A 22,127-nucleotide genomic window follows, 5' to 3' on the forward strand; every position below is an offset into this window, starting at 1 on the left:
CCGCCCGGCGTCCTCACTCGTGGGTCACGCCGTAGATGTCGGCCCAGGCGTGCTTGAGGTCGGCTTCGTTCCAGTGGCCGAAGGCGTAGGCGGGTGAATCCACCGGCAGTGCCCGTTCCACTCGGATCAGTACCGCTTCGTGGCACGGATAGGCGGAGCCGTGTGTGTCCAGCACCCACTGACGGGCCCAGGCGTACACGGGGTCGCCCTCGCCACGGAGTTCGGCGGTCCCCTTGAACCGGAAGCCACGCCGCAGGAGGAAGTCGATCACGTTCACCTCCAGACGGGGATCCCGCCTGAGGTTCGCCACCGTCGTGGGGGAGGCCATGTTCATGAAGACGAGGTGATCGTCGTCGTAGACGAGCAGCGAGCCCTTCGGGGACAGGTTCGGGGAGCCGTCCTCGCAGACCGTCGCCACGAACGCGAGCTTCGCGCTGTCGACGATCCTGCGCATGTCCTGCGTGATGATTCCCATCGTGCCCCTCGCGTAGCGGTGCCCGCACCTGCCGGCCGTCGGGCTTCGGCGCTCCCTCAGTGTCGGGGTGCCTGCGCCGTGCGCATGGGCGACGGGCGGCGGTGTCCGCCGAATGGCCGTCGGGCGAGCGGCCCGGCGCTCGGGTGCCCGGCACCGCCCCGGCGCCGCGTGCTGTGCGCCGGGGCGGTCCGGCCTCAGCGGTGACCGCGGGGGCGGGTGAGGGTGAAGCGGTCGATGGCGGTGAGGTCGCCGTAGGGGCCGTCGACGGCGTAGTAGGTGACGTGGATGGAGGTGGTGCCGCCGGGCCGGCCGGGGTCGACGTCGAAGGCGGCGAAGCCGTAGGGGTGTTCGGCGTCACGGACCGCGGACCAGGGTGCGTCCTCGATGACGTAGACCGGCGGGCGTTTGCCGGTCGCGGGGTCGGCGGGGCCGACCTTGGTGATGACCCGGCACTGCGGGGTGGGGAAGAGGAGCTGGTTGGAGGGGGCGGAGGTGCCGCCTCCGCCGATGACCATGTGGACGGTGCCTTGCGTGGTGTCGACGGTGTGGGTGTCGGTGGCGGCCGGGACCGGGGTGCGGGTGTCGTTGGCCTGCTGGCCTCGGACGGGATGTGAGCGCTCGTAGTGGTGTTCGTGGCCGCAGACGACCAGGTCGACGCCGTAGCGGTCGAACAGTGGCACCCACTCCTCGCGGACGCCGAGATCGGCGCCGTTGAACTTGTCGGCGGTGGAGATCACCACCTGGTGCATGCACACGACGATCCAGTCGATGTCCGGGTGCGCGCGGGCGGCGGCGAGTTCGGTTTCCAGCCAGCGCTTCTGGGCGCCGCCGGAGTAGCCGTGGACATAGCTGTTGCCGCCGTCCTGGAGGGCCACATCGTCGTTGTTGAGACTGATCACGCGTACCGATCCCGCGGTGAACGCGTACCACAGGCCCTGGAGTTCGGTGTCCGCTCCGGCGTCGGGCAGGCTGAAGTAGGTCTGGTAGGCGCCGTAGCCGATGGGGCCGTTGCCGAGTTCGTTCTCGTGGTTTCCGGCGGCCGGCATCCAGGGGCGGTGGCGGGCCGAACGGGAGTTGTTCTCGAACCAGTCGGACCAGGTGCGCACCCGGTTCGTGGCGAGGTTGGCGTAGCAGAGGTCGCCGTTGACCAGGTGGAAGAGCGGGGCGATCCGTTCGACGCCCGCGGTGGTGTCGCCGGCGGCCGGGGAGCCGAGGTTGTCGTTGACGTAGATGCCGGCGGCGTTCTTCTGACCGAGGGTCGGTGTGCCCTGGTCGCCGAAGCTCGTGAAGGTGAACGGCGACCGGCCGCGCGGGGCGGTGCGTACGGTGCCGAACTCGGCCTGCGCGCCGTCGTGCACGGCGGCGTAGACGTAGTCGGTGTCCGCCCTGAGACCGCGAACCCGGGCGTGGTGCACCTGGACCTCGGTGCCCGACTTGGCGTCGCGGTACGTCGTGGTCTGCGCGGCGACGGTACGGCCGAGGCCGCCGGCCGGGGTGCCGAGCAGGACGCGGGGCCGGGACACGGACGCGGTGGAGTGCCAGGAGATGACGACCTCGCGGGAGGCGTCGGAGCCGAACTGCAGATGCAGCCCCGCGACCCGCGGTGCCCCGAGCGCACCCGGCTTCTGCCACAACACCGGGCTCGCCGCGGCGGGCGTCGCACCCGCCAGTCCCACGGCACCGGCCAGCCCGGCTCCCGACGCACCCGCCAGCAACGCTCGTCTGCTGGGACCTGAACGGACAACAGAGTCAGGAGTGTTCATGGCCTCCGATTCTTGCCGGGCGCCGGTGAACGGCACGGTGAGATCCAGGTGAACGAAACGTCAAACGCGCCCTCGGCGGCTGCGTCGGACGAGCGACGCCGTCAACTCGTAGTGCCCTGAGGGCAGTCGGTACGAGGCGGTGCCGTCGGCGAAGCCCAGGTACTGGACGCCCGGGACGCGGGACAGGGGAGTCCTGCCTTCGCGCACGGTGGTGGGGGCGGAGGCGGGCAGGGACAGGGTCGCCGTGCTGTTCGCGGGGACAGTCGCCCGATAGGTGAGGACCCGGCCCTCGGCCCGCCACTCGCTGACGATCCGGCCGTAGGGCGACAGATGTGAGCCGGAGACATGGCTGATCCTCCCGGTCGGGTCGAGGTGCGGCCGGAGGAAGAAGTGGCGGAAACCCGGATGGGCCGGGTCCTTGGCGATCCCGGCCATGCTCTCGTACATCCACTCCATGATCGCGCCGTAGGAGTAGTGGTTGAAGGAGTTCATCTCGACCGGGCCGAAGCCGTCCTGCCGGGAGTAGGAGTTCCAGCGCTCCCAGACCGTGGTGGCGCCGTTGTCGACGGAGTACAGCCAGGACGGCATGGCGTTCTGGTGGAGCAGTCGGTAGGCCAGGTCGGCGCGGCCCTCGTCGGTGAGGACGGGGGCGAGCACGTTGACGCCCAGGAAGCCGACGGCGAGGGTGTTCTCGGCGTACCGCACGCGTGTGCTGTCGGGATGGGCCGCCTTGTAGGCGGCGTCGTTGCCGATGTTGTCGCTGAGCAGCGCGACCAGTTGGCGGCGCTGGGCCTCGGTGTCGTAGAAGCCGAGCTTGAGCACCCACAGCAGTGCGGTCTGGGAGTCGTCCTCGGTCTTGGTGGTACCGCCCGGTGCCACGGACGAGGCGTCGCCGAGGCTGGAGCGCACGGTGAGCCGGCCGCCCTCTGTGCTCAGGTACTTGGTGATGAAGGCCCGCCTGATGCGCGAGAAGAGGTCCTGGTAGGCGCGGGCCTCGGCGGAGCGCCCGGTGGCTGCGGCCATGTCCGCCATGAGCCGTGCGCTGTAGCCGTAGTAGGCGTCGCTCATGAGCTGGGCGCTGGTCTGCTGGAAGGCGAGCCAGTCGCCGTAGACCGCGCCCTGCCCGGCACAGCTGTCTCCGGTGCGCCGGTGGATCCAGTCCATGTACGTCGTCATCGCCGCCCAACTGCGCTCCACGACGGTGGTGTCGCCGGACATCTGCCACACCGTCCAGGGGACGACGACGCCGCAGTCCGCCCAACCGCTGGCGGGCACAGGCGAGTTGTACCGGTTGCCCGGCGCGACATGGGTGAACTGGGCGCGGTCCGCGCCATAGGTCCGCTGCGAGTCGATGAGGATGTCCTCGAAGTGGCTCAGGAAGGCGACGGCGTCGACGTTGTACAGGCCGGTGTTGGAGAACAGCTGGGTGTCGCCGGTCCAGCCGAGGCGTTCGTCGCGCTGCGGGCAGTCGGTCGGTATCCACAGGTAGTTGCCGCGCTGGCCCCAATGGACGTTGCTGATCAGCTGGTTGACTGCGGCGTCGTCGGTCGTGATCGACCCGACTCGGCGGAGAGCCGAGGTCGCGACCTTGCCCGTGAGGCCGGTGACGGTGACGGGGCCGCCGGTCACGGTGACGGAGGCGTACCGGAAGCCGTAGAAGGTGAACGAGTCCTGGTGGGTCTCGCCCCGCGGGTCGCCCTTGAGGATGTAGGTGCTGGTGGCCTGTGCGCCGCGCAGGTTGGCGCGGTAGACGGAGCCTTCGGGACCGTCGGCGCCGTTGCTCGCGTCGTTGAGCATCTCGCCGAAGCGGAGGGTGACCTGGGTGCCGGCGGGGCCGCGCAGGGTGTAGCGGGGTACGCCGACCATGTTCTGCCCCAGGTCGTACACCGCCGTGTCGCCCTCGGCGAGCGTCACGTGCGCGGTGGCGGCCTTCGCGGGATCGGTGACCGTGCGCGAGGTGTCGACGACGACATGACCCTTGCCGTTGGGGCTGCCGTCCTGGCCCGCGACACCGGTGCAGACGGTGACGGACCGCGCTCTGCGGTCCCACTCGGGCGTCAGCCGGGCGCTCTCGCCGGGGTGGGCGACGAGTTCGGCATCGGGGAAGCGGGCGGCGTAGGGGTGCTCGATGACCTCCGCCCAGGCGGAGGTGTCGTAGCCGTTCGCCGTCCAGCCGGGCAGCTCCTCGCGGGCGTCGTAGGTCTGGCCGTCGTAGATGTCGTCGGCGCGGTAGGGCCCGGTGTCCGTGGCCTTCCATCCGGAGCCCGTGGCGGTGACCAGGCTCTGCGACGAGCCGTCGGCGTAGCGCAGCGACAGCTTGGCCTTCAGGGCGAGCGGGTTGCCGTCCTGCGCGTAGTAGACGCTGCCGTCGGAGACACGGCCGTTGTACCAGCCGTTGCCGAGTACGGCGGCGAGTGTGACCTCGGTGTCGCCGGCGAGCAGTTCGGTGACGTCGTAGGTGAAGTAGCCGACGGTGGTGTCGTAGTTCGTCCACCCCGGGGTGAGCAGTTCCTCGGTGAGACCGCCGGTGGAGCCGTCGTGCGGTACGGCGACGCGACGGCCGTTGACGTACGCCTCGTACACGCCGAGCGCCGAGACGTACAGCCGGGCCGTGCGCACCCGACCCCGAAGCCCCGTCTCGCGACGCAGCAGCGGGGCGCCGGGGGAGTTCGGCTTCTTTCCGGCCATGGTGATCCAGCGGGCGCCGTCCCAGCCGTCCTCGCCGTCCCTGCTGAGCAGACCGGTCTCGAAGAAGGCCACGGGGGCGTCGGACACGGCCCGGCCGTCCTCGTCCCAGACCAGGACCGTCCAGAAGTACCGGGTCGAGGGGCGCAGGGCGCGGCCCGCGTACCGTACGGCGACCGAGTCCGCGGTGGCGACGCGGCCGCTGTCCCACACATCGGCCCGGCTGTCGTGCAGTCGCTGGGCCGTGGTGGCCACCAGCAGTCGGTAGGCGCTCTGCCGGCGGCCGCGGGCCGAGGAGACCATGCGCCAGCCGAAGCGTGGCGCGTCGGCGTCCACGCCCAGCGGGTTCGTGCGGTGTTCGACCGTCAGCCCTTCCACCCCCGTGCCTCCGGCGGTCGGTACGGCCGCCCGCGCCGTACCGGCCCCGCCGACGCCTCCCGCCGCGACCACCGGCACCGAACCCAGTGCGGTGGCCAGAACGGTTCTGCGCCGTACGCCCTTGCCCGTCGTGCCGTCGACCCCGTCGCTCATGCCGTATCCCTTCGGCAGCTTGGTTTGTATCGATTCAGCTCGGTCGGCCGATGAAGCTAGTGGGGGATGTGGCAGCTGTCTATGGAGTTGGCAGCGGGAACATGCGAAAGAATCCGATAGAAGCGACCATCGCCGCTGGTGAATTGAAACAGTTCAAAACCGGAACGTTCTAGTCCGGGTGTGCGCCCCGGCGGATGCGCGTCGCCTGTTCGCCATGCCCAGGACCGGCCGAGCAGCGATGCGCCGAGGGCGTTGTCCGGGGCAACGGGGGATCATGAACAGGCTTCTTGCGTCCGCTCTGACCGGCGCCGTTCTTCTCTCGGCGGCGGCGTGTATACCAGTGGTGGCCACTCACCCCGTGCAAAGGCACCCGTGCCGCCCACGCCGTCCGCGTCGACCCGCACAGCGTCGCCGCAGGCCACAACAGCCGCCCACGACAAGGCGATTGCTGCGGCGGTTCGTCGTGACGGTCTGCACCGCGTCCCCCGCCGACACGGCCTTCTCCGCCCGGCCCAGGCTCGTTCCCCTCGTCGCCACCGTGGCGATCGGCGGCGAGAACCATGTGATCGGCGCAGACCGCGAGACCGCCCTGTCGGTGATGTGCAATCTTCCTGATTTCAAGATGAACAGCGGACGGGTCACGGTGACCGTCATGCGCGCGCACGCCACCGCGACGGAACACGTGGACCTGATGGTGAAGCACCCCAAGAGCCGTCCGACGTGCCACTGACGCAACGCGATCGCGACGACGACCGTTCGCGGTGCCGGTGCGAGCCGGCGGTCAATGGTGAGGGGCTCAGCACGCCGCTGTGCTCGGGGACGTAGGGGCCGTGGCGTGGCCGGCTGTCCTGCGATGATCGACGGCCGGCCGGTTCACGCCTGGAACTCGGTGAGATCGATGGCGTGAACGCGCAGCGGGTAGCCGTACACCGGGTGTGCCGTGTCCCGCTCGGGCACCATGCCGAGCTTGCGGATGACGTTCTCGGAAGCGTTGTCCCCCACCCGGTTGATGCTGATGACGCGGTCCAGGCCGCGGTCCTGGAGCCCGAACTCCAGTGTGGCGTGGGCGGCTTCGGACGCGTATCCCTGGCCCCAGAACTGTGAGCCGATCCGCCAGCTGATCGCCACGGCGGGCATCACCTCCGGCAGGAACTCGGGCACGGACAGTCCCGTGAAGCCGATCAGCTCGCCCGAGGCCAGCAGCTCGACGGCGAAGAGTCCGAAGCCCTCCTCGTCCCACTCCTCCTCCCACCGCTCGATGTCCTCGGCCGTGTGGTCCAGGTCGCGCACCGAGCCGTCGTCGATCCAGTGCATGACCCGTGGGTCCGCGTTGATCTCCGCCATCGGCAGGAGGTCGTCGTCGTGCCAGCTACGGAGGAGGAGGCGGGGTGTGCGGATCTCGGTCATGCACCCATCCTGCCGAAGGCGAGGGTCTCATCGTTAATCGGGCCCTGACCTGAGGGCTGGTCGGTCGGCATCCGGCGGTCGGCGGTCGGCGGTCGGCGGCTCGGCCGGCTGGCCGCGTCGACCGTGGCCCCTCCCGCTGCCCCCTTCACGCGGGCCGCAGCGTCGCGGTGGCGATCTCCAGGAAGTCGCGCAGCAGCTTCTCGCGTCGGTCCGCGAGGACGGCCAGGCACGTGTCGATTCCGGGGGCGTCCGTGACGGGGAGACGGGCCAGGTCGGGCCGGGCGTAGGACTGCGCGACGCTCAGCGGGACGAGCGCGATGCCGTGACCGGAGGCGATGAGTTCAAACTTCTCTTCGAGGGAGGACGTCCGTCGGGTCGGTGCGTCGAGCATCCGCTCGCCGTCGAGGTCGGCGGAGGTGAGCTGCCCACGGCACGCCAGCGGGTGCTCGGCGGGCATGCAGGCGACCCTGGGCTCGTGGCCGATGGGGATGATGTGCAGCCCCGCTTCGTCGAACGGCCGCCGCAGGTACCCGACCTGGGCCCGGCCGTCGCGGAGCGGTGCGTCCTGCTCCCACCAGCGCGCGGGGACGACGTCTGTCTCGACATCGGGGTGGCGCGACGTGAACGCCCGGATCGCGTCCGAGACATGCAGGCCGGGGGAGAAGGCGACGACGAGCCGTTGGACGCGCCGGTCCACGTCGTGCACGCGCCGCACCGCCGCGGCGACGGCCGCGAGGATCCCCTGCGCCTCCTCGTAGAGCTGCTTCCCGGCGGCCGTCAGCTCCACGCTGCGGGTGGTCCGCACGAGCAGAGTGCACTGCAACTCCTGCTCGAAAGACTTGATCTGGCGACTGAGAACGGGCTGGGCGATGTAGAGCTGCTCCGCCGCTCGGCCGAAGTGCCGGTGCTCGGCCACCGCGGCGAAGTAGCGAAGCTTGCGGAGATCGAGATCCATGCCCACAGGGTATCTATCTGCCGGGAAGGGTATTGGACGCCGCAGCTGACCGCCTCGAGACTCGAAACATGATCGTCATCACCGCTCCCACCGGCCAGATCGGCGGCCGGCTCCTGGACATCCTGCTCGACGAGGCACCCGCGCACGGCGAGGAACTGCGCGTCATCGTGCGCGACCCGGAGAAGCTCCCCGACGCCGCCCGCGCCCGCGTCGACGTCGTCACCGGCTCGCACGGCGACGTCGAGACCGTCGACCGGGCCTTCGCCGACGCGGACGCCGTCTTCTGGCTGGCCCCGCCGGCGCCCCCGCGGACGCCGAGCCTGGACGCCGCCTACGCGGGGTTCACTCGGCCGGCCGCGAAGGCGCTCACGACCCATGGGGTCGGACACGTCGTCGGCGTCTCCGCGCTCGGCCGTGGTACTCCCGTCGCCGACCGCGCCGGGCTGGTCACGGCGTCGCTGGCCATGGACGACCTGATCGCGAGCACGGGTGTGGCCTACCGGGCTCTCGCGAACCCCACCTTCATGGACAATCTGCTGCGGCAGGTGGCTTCGATCCGCGACGACGGCATGTTCACCTACACCTTCGCGACGGACCGCAGAGCACCCCTGGCCGCCACCCGGGACATCGCCGCGGCGGCCGCCGCCCTGCTGCTCGACCGCTCGTGGACGGGGACGGACGAGGTAGCCGTGCTGGGCCCCGAGGACCTTTCAGTCGGCGACATGGCCCGCATCATGTCCGACGTGCTGGGCCGCCCGATCCGCTACGAGCGCCAGTCCCTCGACGACCTCCGTGCCGCACTCTCCGGACGCGGCTTCGGGGACGCGCTGGTGGACGGGTACATCGACATGATGCGCTCCAAGGAAGACGGCCTCGATGACGGTGTGCGGCGCACCCCGGACGCCGCAAGCCCGACGACCTTCCGCACATGGTGCGAGGAAGTCCTCAAGCCGGCGGTGCAGGCATGAACGCCAGGACCGCACTCGTCGTCGGGGCGTCCCGCGGCCTCGGGCTCGGCCTCGCCACCGAGTACGCGCACCACGGCTGGGACGTCATCGGCACCGTCCGGGGCGATCGACGCACCGGCCTCCACGACCTGGCCGAGACGTCCGGCGGCCGAGTCACGGTCGAGTCGCTGGACATGACGGAGCAGGAGCAGGTCGCCGCACTGCGCGACCGCCTGGCGAAGCGCACGCTGGACCTGCTCTTCGTCAACGCCGCCATCACGCGGGGGGACATTCCGATCGGCGACGTCCCGACGGACATGTTCGTCGAGGTCATGGTCACGAACGCGCTCAGCCCGATGCGCGTGGTCGAATCGTTCCGCTCGCTGGTCGCGCCGACCGGGACCATCGGCGTGATGTCATCCCGCCAGGGGAGCGTCGGCTTCAACACCGAGGGAGGCCAGGACGTCTACCGGGCCAGCAAGTCCGCGCTGAACCAGCTGATGCGCAGCTACGCCGCCCGGTACGCCGATGCCGCGCACACCCTGCTGCTCATCTGCCCCGGCCATGTCCGCACCGAACTCGGCGGACCGGGCGCCGTGCGGACCGTGGACCAATCCGTCCCGGGCGTGCGGGACACGATCGACCGCCACAGCGGCGAACCGGGCCTGAAATTCCTCAACTACGAGGACCGTCCCGTGCCGTGGTGACAGCAGCCGGTGCCGTCCGGGGCGTCGAAGTAGGCGCCGCGACCGCCTCCCGGCGGGCGGCCATGGTGTCGAACTCCGCGTCGGGCACGAGAAAGGCGGAGCGCTACGACTCGACCGGCTCGCCCCTCGTCTCGTAGCGGTCGAGCGTCACGCCGTTGCCGAGGTCGACGGGCAGGGACGCTCAGTCGAGGACGTGTCGCAGATAGGACTGCGGGTCGGCGAGATAGCGGCGCCAATGGTCGACCAGGGCGAGTTCGCGCCAGACCACCCGGCGCATGCCGTGCGCGCCGACCTCGATGATGTCCGCACCGGGCAGGGCGGTCAGCAGGGGAGAGTGGGTGGCGCAGATGACCTGCCCGCCGTTCTTCACCAGCTGGTCGACATGGCCGAGCAGCTCCAGGCAGGAGGAGAAGGACAGAGCGGCTTCGGGCTCGTCCATCACGTACAGCCCCGGCTGGAGGAACTTGCCCCGGAACGCGGCGAGAAAGCCTTCCCCGTGACTGACCGAATCCGGTGCGAACCCTTCCCGGTCCAGGGCGCCCAGCGCCGTCTCGGCGCGCAGGAAGAAGCCCTTGCGGGCGGACCAGCTGCCCAGCATGCGCCGGCCGCGTGGCGCCGCGTCGAAGCGGATGTGCTCACCCAGCACCGATTTGGGCCGGTGGCTGGCGTAGCGCCAGTCGTGGGAGCCGCCCCAGGAGTCCAGGCCGAAGCCCTCGGCGAGGGCCTCGACCAGAGTGGACTTGCCCGAGCCGTTCTCACCGACGAGAAAGGTCACCGGCGCTGTGAACCGCAGCCCGTCCTCCAGCAACCCGCGTACACAAGGTACGGACCACGGCCACTCGTCCTGTTCGTACGAGGCCACGTGTGCGTACGCATGTTCGATGATCACGTGTCGAGTGTCGCACAAAGTGCGTCAAAGGTGGCCGGGGCGGCGCGAGCCGCGCCGGCCCGGCGCCGCGCCGACGGCTGCGACGAGGAAAGGCGGGCTGTCTGACGGAGTGTCAAGTCACTTGGAATTGGTGTACTTTTCGCCGTCGACCCTCATCGTGTGGCCACGCTGCATCGCTCCAGCTGACGAGACGCCAGGAGGCCCTGTGCTACGCCCGTTCGCCCGTGCGCGAGTTCTCTTCTGTGCCGTCGCCGTACTGCTCTGCTCGGCGGCACCCGTGTCAGCGGCCGTGCAGGACAAGGACACGGACCCCGAGGTCACACCGGTCATCCTCGTTCACGGTTACAACGCGGACCCCGGAGTGTGGGGTTCGTTCCGAGCCGACCTGCTCGCGTCCGGGTACAGCGAGAAGGACGTGTTCGCCTGGGGCTACGACACCAGCCAGTCCGTGAACGAGACCCTCTCCGGCCGCTTCGGCGCGTACGTCGATCAGGTCCGGGCGCAGACCGGTGCCCAGAAGGTCGACATCGTGGCCCACTCCTTCGGCAGTCTCGTCACCCGTTGGTACGTCAAGTACGGCGGCGGCACCGCGACCGTGGACCACTGGGTCTCGCTGGGCGGCCCCAACCACGGGACCAGCACCGCCTGGGCCTGCGCACTGTGGTCCCAGGCGTGCAGGGACATGACGCCCGGGTCGTACGTGCAGACCCAGCTGGCCCAGGGCGACGAGACGCCCGGCGAGGTCCGCTACGGCACCTGGTGGTCGAACTGCGACGAGGTCGTCAACCCGGACAGCAGCGTGCTCCTGAACGGGGCCGACAATCACGCGGCGGGCTGCCTGGCCCACAACGACCTGCTCACCGATCACACCGTCTCGCAGCAGGTCCGGACGTTCCTGCACGGCTGATGGGCGCCCTCGTGCCCAGGAGTACCCGCGTGCCGGTCCCGCCCCGCGAGGAACGCTCGGCATGTCCCCGTGTCGTGCCCGTTCCCCCTACGGGTCGGGCTTCGCCGGCACGCATCTCAGGGCGAGGCCCGCTGCGGTCAGGTAGGCGAGGGCCCCCACGGCCATGGCGATGCGCAGGCCGGTGCCGTAGTCGCTGCCCGTGGCGAGAAGGCTGCCGCCCAGGGCCACGCCGGTCGCGCTGCCGATCTGGCGGGTGGTGTTGAACAAGGCGGAAGCGGCACCCGAGTACTCCGGGGGTGCCGCCGCCATCACGGTCGCGGTCGACCCGGTGAGGGCGAACGAGGTGCCGAAACCCGCCGCCATCATCGGAGCCACCAACGCCGCGTAGGCGGCATCGGCCCCAGCCGCCGCCCACCCGGCCAGCCCCAGCGCCGCCAGCAGCATCCCCGAGACGACCAGCGGGCGGTCCCCGGTACGGCGGGACAGCCGTCCGGACAGGACGGACGCGAACATGGTCGTCGCCACCGCGGGGAACAGCGCCGCACCTGTCGCCAGGGCGCTGAAGCCGCGTTGGTGCTGGAAGTACAGGCTGGCGGTGAACACCATCCCGTAGAAGCCGAAGTTGAACAGCAGCCCGATGGCGGCTCCGCCACTCATCGTCCTGGAGCGCAGCACGCTCAGGGGCAGGGCGGGTGAGCGTGCCCACCGCTCGCGCACGACGAACGCGGCTGCCGCTACGACCGCCAGCGCCAGCCCGGCAAGGACGGCGGGATCGGACCAGCTGCGGCGGCCCGCCTCGTTGAGCGCGGCAGTGAGCAGGGCCACCGACACGACCACCGCGCACTGTGCCGGCCAGTCCAGGGCGCGGTCGGCGCGCCGCGGGGAGGTGTCCACATGCCGCAGCGTGAGCAGCAGACATGCCGTCCCGACGGGCAGGTTGATGAGGAACACCCACCGCCAGCCCACGGTGGTGACCAGAAGCCCGCCGAGCAACGGTCCGACGGAGGCGGCGACGCCCGCCATCGAGCCCCACAGGCCGAAGGCCCACGAGCGGGCGGCGGGCGCCGGAAAGGACTGCTGGATCAGGGCGAGCGAACCGGGCACGATCAGCGCCGCACCGAGCCCCTCCACCAGCCGGGCCGCCACCAGAGCCGAAGCGGTGGGGGCGAACGCGCACGCGGCCGAGGCCAGTGTGAACACCACCACGCCGCAGCAGAAGACGAGCCGGTTGCCCAGCCGGTCGCCGAGCGCGCCGCCGGTCATCAGGAATCCGGCGAGGACCAGGGTGTAACCGTCCGTGATCCACTGCACGCCGGTGAGCGAGGCCGACAGGTCCCGGCCCACCACGGGCACGGCGACGTTGATGATCGTCACGTCGAGGATCACCATGAAGTACCCCGTGCACACCGCCAGCAGCGGTGCCGCAGAACTCCGGCCGGGGCGTACGGCAGGCTCGGCGGCAGGTGCGGGCGCCCCGGTCACGACGGTGTCGCCGGTCCCCGGCCCCAGAACCCGACCCGGAACCGGCTGGTGGAGCTGAATCCCGGCCTCGCCGGCCCCCGCGGGACCGATCGGCCGCTTTCCCGTGCCACTCCTCCATCTTGGCGGCGGAGCGCGGACCCCACACCTCGGAACCATCGCGCGGCCGACGGCCCGGAGAATGGCCGGGCCCTCCCGTACCGCCTTCCCGGGTGGTTCAGCGGCGCCGCTCGTTCCCTTCGTGCCGTCCGGTGCGGTGATTCCCGGCGACGAGCCGGTAGTCGCCGACGGATCCCTGGGCGTAGTGCGCTGCGCACAGCACCCATTCCTCACTGATGATGGATCCTCCGCAGTGGTGGTACGCCCCACCACGGGAAAGGATCACCTCCGAGCCGTTCGAGGCTTCGTGGCCGGCTGCCATGGCAGTCCCGGCGGCGCCGAACGCCAGAATCGAGGCGAACGCGGCGTTGAGGACGGCTGATCGTGCGGCCACTGCGAAACCTCCGGTGCGCGGGCATTCGTCCATTTCAGGGTGCGGACGGTACCGCCCTGCGACAACCCCGCCGATCTTCAATCACCCGAACGAGGCCCCGCGTTGCCCTGGCCGAGTCCGAAGTGGCGGGACCGCGGACGCCGCCGGGTGCAGGGGGAGCACCGGAGCAAGTCCGGCTCGGTGAGCCGGAGATGCCGCGGTCCGGGCGGCCGCACCGCCCGGACCGCAGACTGGAGGAGCCGCGCTACGCGGTACCGAGAGCCGTCCGCAGGGTGGCCACGGCCTGGCTGATCGCGGCTTCCGCGGCGTGGGTCTCGCGCAGGGCGTTGAGCATGACGAAGTCGTGGATGACGCCCTGGTAGCGCACGGCGGTGACCGGGACACCGGCCTGACGGAGCTTGTCGGCGTAGGCCTCGCCCTCGTCGCGCAGCACGTCGGCCTCCGCGGTGATGACCAGGGCCGGGGGCAGGTCGCGCAGTTGGTCGACGGTGGCGCGCAGCGGCGAGGCGGTGATCCGGCCGCGCTCGCTCTCGTCGGTGGTGTACTGATCCCAGAACCAGTGCATGGCGTCGCGGCGCAGGAAGTAGCCCTCCGCGAACTGGTGGTAGGAATCGGTGTCGAAGGCGGCGTCGGTCACCGGGTAGAACAGCACCTGCTGCACCAGCGGGACGTCCCCGCGCTCCTTGGCCATCAGGGTCAGCGCGGCGGACATGTTTCCGCCGACGGAGTCGCCGGCCACCGCGATCCGGGTGGCGTCCAGGCCGTTGGCCGCGCCCTCGCGGACGACCCATTGGGCGACGGCGTAGTTCTGCTCGATGGCGACCGGGTAGCGGGCCTCGGGGGAGAGGTCGTACTCGGGGAAGACGACGGCCGCTCGGGCGCCGACGGCCAGTTCGCGCACCAGCCGGTCGTGGGTGTGGGCATTGCCGAAGACCCAGCCGGCACCGTGGATGTAGACGATCACCGGCAGTGTGCCCTCGGCGCCGGCCGGCCGGACGATGCGGGCCCGGACCGATCCGGTGGGGCCGCCCTGGACGGTCACCCATTCCTCGGCGACCTCCGGCTTGGCGATCGCGCCCGACTGCACCTCGTCGACGGCCTTGCGGCCCTCGGCCGGACCGAGGTCGAAGAGGTACGGCGGGTTCGCGGTGGCCTCGGCGAAGGCGGCGGCGGCCGGCTCCAGCACCGGGCGGGTGGCGGTCTCGGACATGGGGCGCTCCTCGTGGGTCGTGCCGGCGGTCAGGACGGCCGACCGGCGGGTACGAGAAGAAAGATACTGTGCGATTAAGTCGTGCACAACTAAATCGGAGATTATGTAGTCGTGGGGACCCGGAATGGTAAGGTGGAGCCTCGCGATCACTCGATGTCAGGGCCGGAGTCATGGACCAGGAAGCGCACCACGCCGGAGAACAGGGCTCGCTCCTGCTGCAGGACCAGCTCTGCTTCGCCCTCTATGCCGCCTCGCGGTCGGTCACCACGCGCTACCGGCCGCTGCTGCAAGAGCTGGGACTGACCTATCCGCAGTACCTGGTCATGCTGGTGCTGTGGGAGGAGGGCTCGGTCTCCGTCCGCGAGCTGGGCACCGCGCTCCAGCTGGAATCCAGCACGCTCTCGCCTCTGCTCAAGCGCCTGGAAGCCGGAGGCCTGATCCACCGCGAGCGACGCGCCGACGACGAACGCTCCGTCGCCGTACGCCTCACCCGGGCCGGTGCGGATCTCCGCGAGAAGGCCCGCACCGTCCCCCTGGCCATCGGCGAGGCCATGGGTCTCACCCCCGAGCAGGACGCCATCGCCAAGCACCTGCTCCGCCTGCTCACCGAGAACGTCACCCGCGGCTGACCCCACCGGGCGAGCCGACCGCCGGGCGGACGGGCGGCACTTCAGCGTCTGCTGCCGTCGGCGCCGGCCGCGCGAGCCGGCGAAGCCCGACCCGCCGTCCGCCCCCCCGTCATGCCTCCTTGGCGGTGAGTCGGCCGATGGCCCGGATGACCTGCCGCCGAGTGGCCAGGCGGCGCGCGAGGGAGGCCATCACCCGGTTCATGCGTCCCACGATGACGCTGGGCGGCGGGTTCCTGCGGTCCAGGGCGTCCAGCGCGGTGCCTACGACCTCGACGGGAGAGGCGAGCCTGGTGCCTCCGGCGGCCCGGTCGGTTCCCACGACGTCGAAGAACTCGGTGCGGGTGGCGCCGGGCGACAGGGCCAGCACCCTCAACCCGGTACCGCGCGACTCCTCCCACAACGCCTCGGTGAGGCTCAGTACGAACGCCTTCGTCGCCCCGTAGAGGGCCATGCGCGGGTTGGGCTGGTAGGCGGCCATGCTCGCCACGTTGACCAGCACCCCGCGCCCCGCCGTGCGCAGCTGCTCGACGAAGGCCCGGCTGATGTCGGCCACCGCGGTGACGTCGACGGCGATCTCCTGACGCAGCCGTACCGGATCCGCCTGGTGGAAGGGGCCGAAGGAGGCGAATCCGGCGTTGTTGATCACGCTGGTGACGTGCAGACCGAGTCGCTCCGTGTGCGTGGCCAGCGCCTGCCCGGGATCACCCGTGGCCAGGTCCATCTCCACCACGTCGACCTGGATGCGGTGCTGTGCGCGCAGCTCGGCGGCCAGCGCCTCCAGGCGTTCCTTGCGGCGGGCGACCAGCACCAGATCGGAGCCTCGTGCGGCGAGCTGGCGAGCGAACTCGGCGCCCAGGCCCGCGCTGGCGCCGGTGATCAGTGTGGTCTGTCCGCGGTAGTCGACGGCGGTCATGGTTGCCCTTCTTTCAGCTACTGCCTTTCTGGCAGTTAATGCCAAGTGGGCGGCTGCTGTCTAGAGGGGTAGTCTGATGTTCATGACGACCTTGTGGGACCGTTCGCGGCAGGTCGCCGTTCAGGCGATCCTGGACACCGCGGTTCGCCTGTTCGCGGAGCAGGGCTATGAGCAGACGACGATCGCTCAGATCGCTCGGGAAGCGGGGATCTCGCAGCGCTCCCTCTTCCGGTACTTCGGCACCAAGGAGGACCTGGTCTGTGGAGACCAGGAGGCGCTGGGCGAGCTGCTCAGGCGGACCGTCGAGCAGCAGCCGGCCGAGGTCTCCGCCTGGGACGCCCTGCGCGCCGGATTCGAGGTCATCCTGACCGCCAACCACACCCCGGAGCGGGTGCTGGAGCTGTCCCGCCTCATTTTCGCCACGCCCTCGCTGCACGCCCGCTACATCGAGAAGCGACTGCGCTGGCAGACCGAACTCGTCCCCGTCATCCAGGCCCGCCTGGGCACCACCACCGACCCGTCCTCCCCCGACCCGCGCGCCAAGGCGATCGTCGCGACGGCCTTCGCCTGCGTCGACACGGCGACCGAACTCTGGGCCGGACACGACGGACGACTCGACCTGGCGGACCTCTACGACCAGTGCCTCGCAGCGGTGCGCGGAGAGGACTGAGGAGGGGGCAAGCCGCCGGGCGTTCCGGCGGTGCGCATCCCACTTCCCACCAGCCAGGCCGCGCTGCCCGAATGAGTTCGTGCCCGGCGGGAGCGGGCGGGCCGGGGCTCGCTCCTCAACGCTCGCCCGGCCGGTGCGGACACCCGGCCGGTCTCCTCCCTCAGCGGACTGTCGCGGCACTTGTCACCGTGAACTGCCGTTCATCGGCCAGGACATGCCCTCCCTTGGGCCGCAGAGGCCGATTTCGGCGGCCTGCGGCCAACGCCGCAGGTGCTATCGGAGGTCCACCCACAGCGCCGAGGCGATCGCGCAAGGGTCGCCGTCCGCCGTGGCCAGGGCAACACCCACCCGGTGCTTGCGCCCTTCCTCCGCGAGGACCCACGCGTACGACACCAGCCGTGAGGAAACCGGCACCGGTCGGATCAGGCGAGCCGTGAGCGAGGCGGTCACCGCGCCCTGCGTCAGCCCTCCCCGCAGCCGCCCTGCCGCGTTCCCGGGGCAGTCGAGCGCACCCCACACGAACTCCGCCCGCAGCATCCCCTCGGTGTCCGCGAGCGCGGGCCCGGCCGTCCACGCGGCGGCCACCAGGTCCCGTCCTGGCACGACCCCGCAGTGCTGGCGCAGCCCGGTGTCGGGTGTGCGGTCCAGGCCGCACCCGAAGCAGTCCACGCTTCCCTGCGGCGGAGCCGCGCGGTACGCCTCGGCGGCCGCCGACGCCTCGTCCCAGGAGGGCGGTTCGGGGGCTTCGAGGTCCAGCTCGTCGGGCGTGGCCACCGCGAGCACCCCGTCCGCGCCGGTCAGTACGGCCCCGCCGTCCGCGGTCTCGGCGAGCCCCACCGGTACCTCCACCGGGGTCGGCCGCCGGAAGTCCACCCGCACGGCCTTGGCCGCCACCCGGCTCGCGAGCACCCCCGCTACGTATCCGCCGAACGCCACCCCGGGGTACCCCCGCAGATGGCCGGGCACCGTGATCGTCTCGATGTCGGTCATGGCGCTCACTCCACCACACCCTCGTCCCCCGGGACCGGAGGGACGGGGTATGTTCGACGCCCCAGCTCGCCTCTGAGAGGAACCCGCCGTGACCGTCGAACGCATTGGCCCGCCTCACTTCGGCACCGAGCGCGAGACGTTGCGGGCCTTCCTGGAGTTCCACCGGGCGACCCTGGCGATGAAGTGCGAGGGTCTGACGGAGGAGCAGCTCAAGGAGCGGTCGAGCCCGCCGTCGACGCTCTCCCTGCTGGCCCTGGTCCGCCACCTGGCGGAGGCCGAACGCGCCTGGTTCCGCAGGGTGTTCGACGACAACGCGGCCCCGATGCTCTGGTCGGAGAAGGAGTTCGACTTCCAGGCGGCGTACGACACCACGGGCGCGCGGGCCGAGGAGGCGTTCTCGGTGTGGCAGGCCGAGGTCGAGCACTCGCGCCGCATCGAGCGTGAGGCCGAGTCCCTGGACCTCGCCGGACACCAGCCGCGCTGGGGCGAGGACGTGTCCCTGCGGATGGTGATGCTCCACATGATCCTGGAGTACGGCCGCCACAACGGCCACGCGGACTTCCTCCGCGAGGGCGTGGACGGCACGGTCGGAGCCTGACCCGCCCTTGACCCACCGTCACGACGTCACATGACGTACTTCAGTGTCCACTGCTGATCGGGCAGTCCCTGGTTGTCGTAGATGACGGCCGGCGCTTCGTTGGCTCCGCCCCGACCGCGGTCGGGTTCCAGGACTCGCCCGTAGAGATTGGCGATCGGGGCCGGATCGGCGGAGCTGGCCGGATAGACGTACCAGAGTTGGTCCACGTCGCGGAAAGTGCGGTCGCATGTGCTCAGCCAAGTGGCCCAGCGCTCCGGCCCCTGCGCCCAGCCCGCAAGGCAGCGACCGTCTCTCCTGTTCACCATCTGGTACCGGCCCAGTCCGTCCGCGACCAGATCCCAGAGCTGGTACGCCTCCGTCGTGCAGTCCCACGTACGCGTACGGTCGTCTCCCGCAGGGAAGCCGATGCACCGCCCCGTGCCCTGGTTCCTGACCCGAAACGGGCCCACGCCGGCCCGAAGCGCGGGGTCTGCGACCCTGGTCGACGCACCGGAGCCCGGTGCCCCGGCCACCAGGGCCGTCAGCAGCCCGGCGACGACCAGTGCCAGTCGCGCACGCGGTGACCTCACGGCATCTCCCCTTCTCGTCCCCTTCTCGAAGCCACGACGCAGCCGATGCTCGCTCGGCATGTCTGTGAGCGACGGCCATTGCCGCGTCAAACCCCCCGAAGGGATGACCGGGCCGCTCGGGTGAGTCGGCCGATTCCCTCCTCCCTCCTCCCCCCGGGGCCGTGCGGCTAGGCGGTCTTCACCGCTCCGCCGTCGATGATGTGGTCGGCTTCGGTGGTCGCGGCGGCGAGCGGTGAGGCGAGGTAGGTGACGAGCGCCGCGACCTCGTCCGGGTCGATGAGCCGGTCGATGAGCATGCCCGCCGCCGGGAGTCCGGCCAGGAGGTCGGTGTGCGGGACGCCCATGGACGCGGCCAGTTCGGCGCCGTAGCCGGTGGGGCTCTGCCGCAGTCCGCGAATCCGGCAGCGTCGATGGAACAGATCGCGGAGGCCGCAGGGTCGCCCGGACCACCGTGCACCGGCGGTTCGCCTCACGGGAGGCCCTGATCGCCGCGCTGGCGGCATGGGCGACCCGGCGGTTTCACGATGCCGTCCAAGCCGCCCGGCCGGACACCGCCCCGCCCGCCGTCGCGCGCGAGCACGCCGACGTACTGGCCCAGTGCGAGCGGCTGTTCACCCGCCTCTGCGACACCGGACTCCTACGGCCTGACACCGATCTGGAATGGGCGCGGCGCGTCTCCTACGCCCTCATCCACGAGGCGGCGGCCGAGGCGCCGGACACCGACGGCACCGTGGACGCCCTCGCCACCCGCGTCGTCAGCACCCTGCTCCACGGCATCGGTACGCCGGCCACCCTGTGACACCGGCCGTGACCGGGCAGCCCGATCGGGACGGCGACCTGTCAGGGCGTCAACTCGGCCATCACGGCGGGCGGTAGCGACGGGTTGCCGGCGGCTGCCTCCACCACTCGCCAGTCGTCGTCGGTGAGCAGTCCGGTGACGGCCGACGGAGGCAGGGCCGGGTGAGCGGCGGCCACGGGCCTTGCTCGTGCGTCCGCGAGGCAGGCGAGCAGAGCCGGGGCCGTGGCGTTGCGGTGCCGGGCGACCTCGCGGAAGACTTTCTGCACCGGTGGTTCGTGCCGGGTCAGTTCCGCCAGCAGAACGGGGGACGCGTCCGGGTTGGCCGCCACCTTGGCCACGACCCGGACCCCGTGCCGGGCGACCATGTCACGCAGCTGTGCTTCGGAAAGGCCCGGGTGCGGCGCGACGGACTTGACGACCTTGGCGTCGGGGTCGGCGGCCAGCGCGTCGCGGACCTGGGCCGGCAATGTGCCTCGGTGCGCCACGAGCATGCGCACGGTCGGATACGGCGACTGTGCGAGGTCCGCGACCTCAGCCGCAGAGGCGGCGGCGATCCGTGGCAGCAGCGTCGGGCCGATCTTGGTGACGCCCGTCAGACGGGTGAGCACGTCGAGCGGCACCTTCGGGTTGTGCGCCAGCGCGCGCTGCACGTCGTGGCCCTGGTCGGAGGCCAACGCACGCATCAGGGCACCGTCGATCGCGGGATTTCCGGCCAGCTCGGCGCGGACTGCGGGAAGCGGATCCCCGGCGAGTCGTGCGGCGGTCGACGGCGGCAGGTCGGGCCGGGCCGCCAGTGCGCACCGCAGCAGCATCGAGGCGTGGTCGGCGAGTTGGACGGCGGCGTCGATCGGCGTGGCGGGGTTGAGCAGAGCCACGTGCCGCGTCTCGAACACGGTGGACTGGTGGGAGCCGTCGCAGGCGGCGCCGCGGGGCAGATCGCAGTCGGGCCGTGGGCAGTTGGGGTTGTGCACGAACGGTGTCGGTTCGCGGTCGCAGACCAGGCACCGCCGCGCCGGAGCAATCCCCTCGCCGTTGAGCAGCATCGCCAGTACGGCCGGTGGAGTCGCCTCGTTCGCCGCCACCGCGCGGCGGACCTCGGCATGCGGATGTCTCGCGAGCCGGGCGGCCGTCTCCGGCGTGGTCCACAGCGCGAGTTCCGCGACCACGCGCACGTCCGGGTCGGCGGCGAGCGTCTCCGTCACATCCGGCGGCAGGGCGGGGCAGGCGGCCAGCTTCTCCCGGTACTCGGTGATCGGACGGCCTGCGAGGAGACGCGCCCACTCCGGTCGGCAGACCCCCTCGTCGAGCAGAGCGAGCGCGGCGTACGGCTGTGTCAGGGGATCGACGTCCGCGGCGGACAGCCGGCCCTCGCGCGCCAGTCGTACGGCGATCTCCTCTCCGCACGCGGCCAGCGCAGCCACCTGCGCTCGACCGAGGTCCGCACGAGCGGCAAGCTCCCAGCAGACGTCGGCGTCCCCGAGCGCGATCAGCCGGTCGACCAGCTCGGAGGGCAGCGACGGATTTGCGGCGAGCCCGCACAACACATGGTTCACGGACCCATCCTGCTCGGATCTCGATCGTATGGCCCGTGGATTTCGCACCGGAGGGCTCTGACCGTGCTCAGGCAGGCACATCGGCAGGGTGGTTCTCCCCTGCGGGTACGGGAAGGCGAGCGTTTCGTCGATGACGTGCCGCACCGTGCCGTCGGCGCGTGGGCGTGTCCGTCACCGCCCAGTGCCAGGAGCGGGCGTGGTTCCGTCCGCTGCACCTTCTCCGGCCCGCCCGCGACTCAGTGAGCCGTGTGGCCCATCGAGCCCTGCGGCTCCACGTGGGAGGCGAGGACCGCCGCCTGGACCCGGCGCTGGACGCCCAGTTTGGACAGCATCCGCGAGATGTGGTTCTTGACGGTCTTCTCCGACAGGTACAGCTCCTTGCCGATCTCCCGGTTGGTGAGGCCTTCGCCGATCAGAGCGAGGATGTCCCGTTCCCGGGGCGACAGGCCCGCCAGCTCCGGCGGCACCGAGGGAGGCGCGGCCGGACCCCGCAGGGAGTGCATCAGGCGCGCCGTGGTCGCGGGGTCGAGCATCGACTGTCCCGCGGCGACGGTACGGATCGCCGAGACGAGATCGGAGCCCTTGATCTGTTTCAGGACGTAACCGGAGGCTCCAGCCATGATCGCGTCCAGCAGGGCCTCCTCGTCGTCGAAGGAGGTCAGCATCAGACAGGCCAACTCGGGCATCCTGCTGCGCAGTTCGCGGCATACGGTGATGCCGTCGCCGTCGGGCAGGCGGACGTCGAGCACAGCGACATGCGGGCGCAGCGCGGGGCCCCGGGTGAGCGCGTGCTCGGCGGTGTCCGCGTCGCCGACCACGTGGATGTCCGGTTCGGCGTCGAGCAGATCGGCCAGTCCACGCCGGACGACTTCATGGTCGTCCAGCAGGAACACACGGATCGGATCCTGCTCGGTGAAGGTGCGTGGCTCGGTCATGGCGACCCCTCGTTCCCCGGCGA

At 71.0% G+C, this 22,127-nt stretch carries 23 protein-coding genes and 1 pseudogene; 8 read left to right on the plus strand and 16 right to left on the minus strand.

All coding sequences use genetic code 11. The features are described 5' to 3' along the window. Positions 1-13: 13 nt before the first annotated feature. The 3 genes from AQI95_RS35455 to AQI95_RS35465 all read right to left on the minus strand — a co-directional run bounded on the left by AQI95_RS35455 (position 14) and on the right by AQI95_RS35465 (position 5,454). Positions 14-475: a pyridoxamine 5'-phosphate oxidase family protein gene (locus tag AQI95_RS35455; RefSeq protein ID WP_067133833.1), complete on the minus strand. Its 462-nt coding sequence runs from the start codon at positions 473-475 to the stop codon at positions 14-16. A gap of 194 nt (positions 476-669) precedes the next feature. Then, complete coding sequence (locus AQI95_RS35460) at positions 670-2,238, minus strand: purple acid phosphatase family protein (protein WP_067134086.1); 1,569 nt, start codon at positions 2,236-2,238, stop codon at positions 670-672. Positions 2,239-2,298: 60 nt separating this feature from the next. Continuing rightward, complete coding sequence (locus tag AQI95_RS35465; protein ID WP_067133836.1) at positions 2,299-5,454, minus strand: alpha-L-rhamnosidase; 3,156 nt, start codon at positions 5,452-5,454, stop codon at positions 2,299-2,301. 463 nt (positions 5,455-5,917) lie between these two features. Here AQI95_RS35465 and AQI95_RS35470 point away from each other — a divergent pair, with 463 nt between their 5' ends. Further along, positions 5,918-6,184, plus strand: a complete 267-nt coding sequence (locus tag AQI95_RS35470; protein WP_159056637.1) for a hypothetical protein — start codon at positions 5,918-5,920, stop codon at positions 6,182-6,184. 143 nt (positions 6,185-6,327) lie between these two features. On the opposite strand, the gene AQI95_RS35475 is transcribed toward AQI95_RS35470, so the two are convergent. Together AQI95_RS35475 and AQI95_RS35480 are read right to left on the minus strand one after the other, a co-directional pair. After that, positions 6,328-6,861 (minus strand): GNAT family N-acetyltransferase, encoded by a 534-nt coding sequence (locus tag AQI95_RS35475; RefSeq protein WP_067133842.1) that lies wholly within the window; start codon positions 6,859-6,861, stop codon positions 6,328-6,330. 145 nt (positions 6,862-7,006) lie between these two features. After that, positions 7,007-7,816 (minus strand): LysR family transcriptional regulator, encoded by an 810-nt coding sequence (locus AQI95_RS35480; protein ID WP_067133845.1) that lies wholly within the window; start codon positions 7,814-7,816, stop codon positions 7,007-7,009. Positions 7,817-7,884: 68 nt separating this feature from the next. On the opposite strand from AQI95_RS35480, the gene AQI95_RS35485 reads away from it, so the two are divergent. Then, positions 7,885-8,784 carry an NAD(P)H-binding protein gene (locus tag AQI95_RS35485; protein ID WP_067133848.1) on the plus strand — a complete coding sequence of 300 codons (900 nt, stop codon included), beginning with the start codon at positions 7,885-7,887 and terminating at the stop codon, positions 8,782-8,784. Continuing rightward, positions 8,781-9,470, plus strand: coding sequence for an SDR family oxidoreductase (locus AQI95_RS35490; protein WP_067133851.1), 690 nt, complete (start codon positions 8,781-8,783; stop codon positions 9,468-9,470). Before AQI95_RS35485 ends, AQI95_RS35490 begins: the two co-directional genes overlap by 4 nt. A 40-nt stretch (positions 9,471-9,510) precedes the next feature. Here AQI95_RS35490 and AQI95_RS50430 read toward each other — a convergent pair. Together AQI95_RS50430 and AQI95_RS35495 are read right to left on the minus strand one after the other, a co-directional pair. Further along, positions 9,511-9,645: pseudogene (locus AQI95_RS50430) on the minus strand (VOC family protein); the annotation flags it as partial. A 6-nt stretch (positions 9,646-9,651) separates the two neighbouring features. Beyond that, entirely contained in the window at positions 9,652-10,359 is a 708-nt protein-coding gene (locus AQI95_RS35495; RefSeq protein WP_067133854.1) for an AAA family ATPase, read from the minus strand. A 277-nt stretch (positions 10,360-10,636) separates the two neighbouring features. On the opposite strand from AQI95_RS35495, the gene AQI95_RS35500 reads away from it, so the two are divergent. Beyond that, the gene (locus tag AQI95_RS35500; protein ID WP_425264944.1) at positions 10,637-11,266 is read left to right on the plus strand and encodes an esterase/lipase family protein; all 630 of its coding nucleotides are present in this window, start codon (positions 10,637-10,639) and stop codon (positions 11,264-11,266) included. Between the two features lie 87 nt (positions 11,267-11,353). On the opposite strand, the gene AQI95_RS35505 is transcribed toward AQI95_RS35500, so the two are convergent. From AQI95_RS35505 to AQI95_RS35515, 3 genes are all read right to left on the minus strand, one after another. Then, on the minus strand, positions 11,354-12,748 hold the full coding sequence (locus AQI95_RS35505) for an MFS transporter (RefSeq protein ID WP_279617040.1): 1,395 nt from the start codon (positions 12,746-12,748) through the stop codon (positions 11,354-11,356). A gap of 214 nt (positions 12,749-12,962) precedes the next feature. Then, positions 12,963-13,238, minus strand: a complete 276-nt coding sequence (locus tag AQI95_RS35510) for a trypsin-like serine protease (protein ID WP_067133860.1) — start codon at positions 13,236-13,238, stop codon at positions 12,963-12,965. Positions 13,239-13,482: 244 nt separating this feature from the next. Next, on the minus strand, positions 13,483-14,448 hold the full coding sequence (locus AQI95_RS35515) for an alpha/beta hydrolase (RefSeq protein WP_067133863.1): 966 nt from the start codon (positions 14,446-14,448) through the stop codon (positions 13,483-13,485). Between the two features lie 170 nt (positions 14,449-14,618). Here AQI95_RS35515 and AQI95_RS35520 point away from each other — a divergent pair, with 170 nt between their 5' ends. Then, a complete protein-coding gene (locus AQI95_RS35520; RefSeq protein ID WP_067133866.1) occupies positions 14,619-15,077 on the plus strand; it encodes a MarR family winged helix-turn-helix transcriptional regulator in 459 nt (152 codons plus the stop codon). 109 nt (positions 15,078-15,186) lie between these two features. Here AQI95_RS35520 and AQI95_RS35525 read toward each other — a convergent pair whose 3' ends face one another. Continuing rightward, positions 15,187-15,990 (minus strand): SDR family NAD(P)-dependent oxidoreductase, encoded by an 804-nt coding sequence (locus AQI95_RS35525; protein WP_067133869.1) that lies wholly within the window; start codon positions 15,988-15,990, stop codon positions 15,187-15,189. A gap of 82 nt (positions 15,991-16,072) precedes the next feature. Between AQI95_RS35525 and AQI95_RS35530 the strand changes: the two genes are divergently transcribed. Beyond that, entirely contained in the window at positions 16,073-16,660 is a 588-nt protein-coding gene (locus AQI95_RS35530; protein ID WP_067134092.1) for a TetR/AcrR family transcriptional regulator, read from the plus strand. 273 nt (positions 16,661-16,933) lie between these two features. Here AQI95_RS35530 and AQI95_RS46750 read toward each other — a convergent pair whose 3' ends face one another. After that, positions 16,934-17,650: a PaaI family thioesterase gene (locus AQI95_RS46750; RefSeq protein ID WP_067133872.1), complete on the minus strand. Its 717-nt coding sequence runs from the start codon at positions 17,648-17,650 to the stop codon at positions 16,934-16,936. 88 nt (positions 17,651-17,738) lie between these two features. Here AQI95_RS46750 and AQI95_RS35540 point away from each other — a divergent pair, with 88 nt between their 5' ends. Further along, positions 17,739-18,248: a DinB family protein gene (locus tag AQI95_RS35540; RefSeq protein ID WP_067133875.1), complete on the plus strand. Its 510-nt coding sequence runs from the start codon at positions 17,739-17,741 to the stop codon at positions 18,246-18,248. Between the two features lie 26 nt (positions 18,249-18,274). Here the strand turns inward: AQI95_RS35540 and AQI95_RS35545 are convergent, their stop codons facing one another. Together AQI95_RS35545 and AQI95_RS45475 are read right to left on the minus strand one after the other, a co-directional pair. After that, positions 18,275-18,817 carry an RICIN domain-containing protein gene (locus tag AQI95_RS35545; protein WP_067133878.1) on the minus strand — a complete coding sequence of 181 codons (543 nt, stop codon included), beginning with the start codon at positions 18,815-18,817 and terminating at the stop codon, positions 18,275-18,277. A 167-nt stretch (positions 18,818-18,984) separates the two neighbouring features. Next, complete coding sequence (locus tag AQI95_RS45475; RefSeq protein ID WP_244188947.1) at positions 18,985-19,161, minus strand: hypothetical protein; 177 nt, start codon at positions 19,159-19,161, stop codon at positions 18,985-18,987. A 107-nt stretch (positions 19,162-19,268) separates the two neighbouring features. Between AQI95_RS45475 and AQI95_RS35550 the strand changes: the two genes are divergently transcribed. Next, positions 19,269-19,616: a hypothetical protein gene (locus tag AQI95_RS35550; protein WP_067133881.1), complete on the plus strand. Its 348-nt coding sequence runs from the start codon at positions 19,269-19,271 to the stop codon at positions 19,614-19,616. Between the two features lie 41 nt (positions 19,617-19,657). On the opposite strand, the gene AQI95_RS35555 is transcribed toward AQI95_RS35550, so the two are convergent. Then, entirely contained in the window at positions 19,658-21,169 is a 1,512-nt protein-coding gene (locus tag AQI95_RS35555; RefSeq protein WP_067133884.1) for a hypothetical protein, read from the minus strand. Positions 21,170-21,405: 236 nt separating this feature from the next. Next, positions 21,406-22,104 carry a response regulator gene (locus AQI95_RS35560; RefSeq protein ID WP_067133887.1) on the minus strand — a complete coding sequence of 233 codons (699 nt, stop codon included), beginning with the start codon at positions 22,102-22,104 and terminating at the stop codon, positions 21,406-21,408. Positions 22,105-22,127: the final 23 nt, after the last annotated feature.

It is taken from the genome of Streptomyces yokosukanensis (assembly GCF_001514035.1).
GTDB lineage: Bacteria > Actinomycetota > Actinomycetes > Streptomycetales > Streptomycetaceae > Streptomyces > Streptomyces yokosukanensis.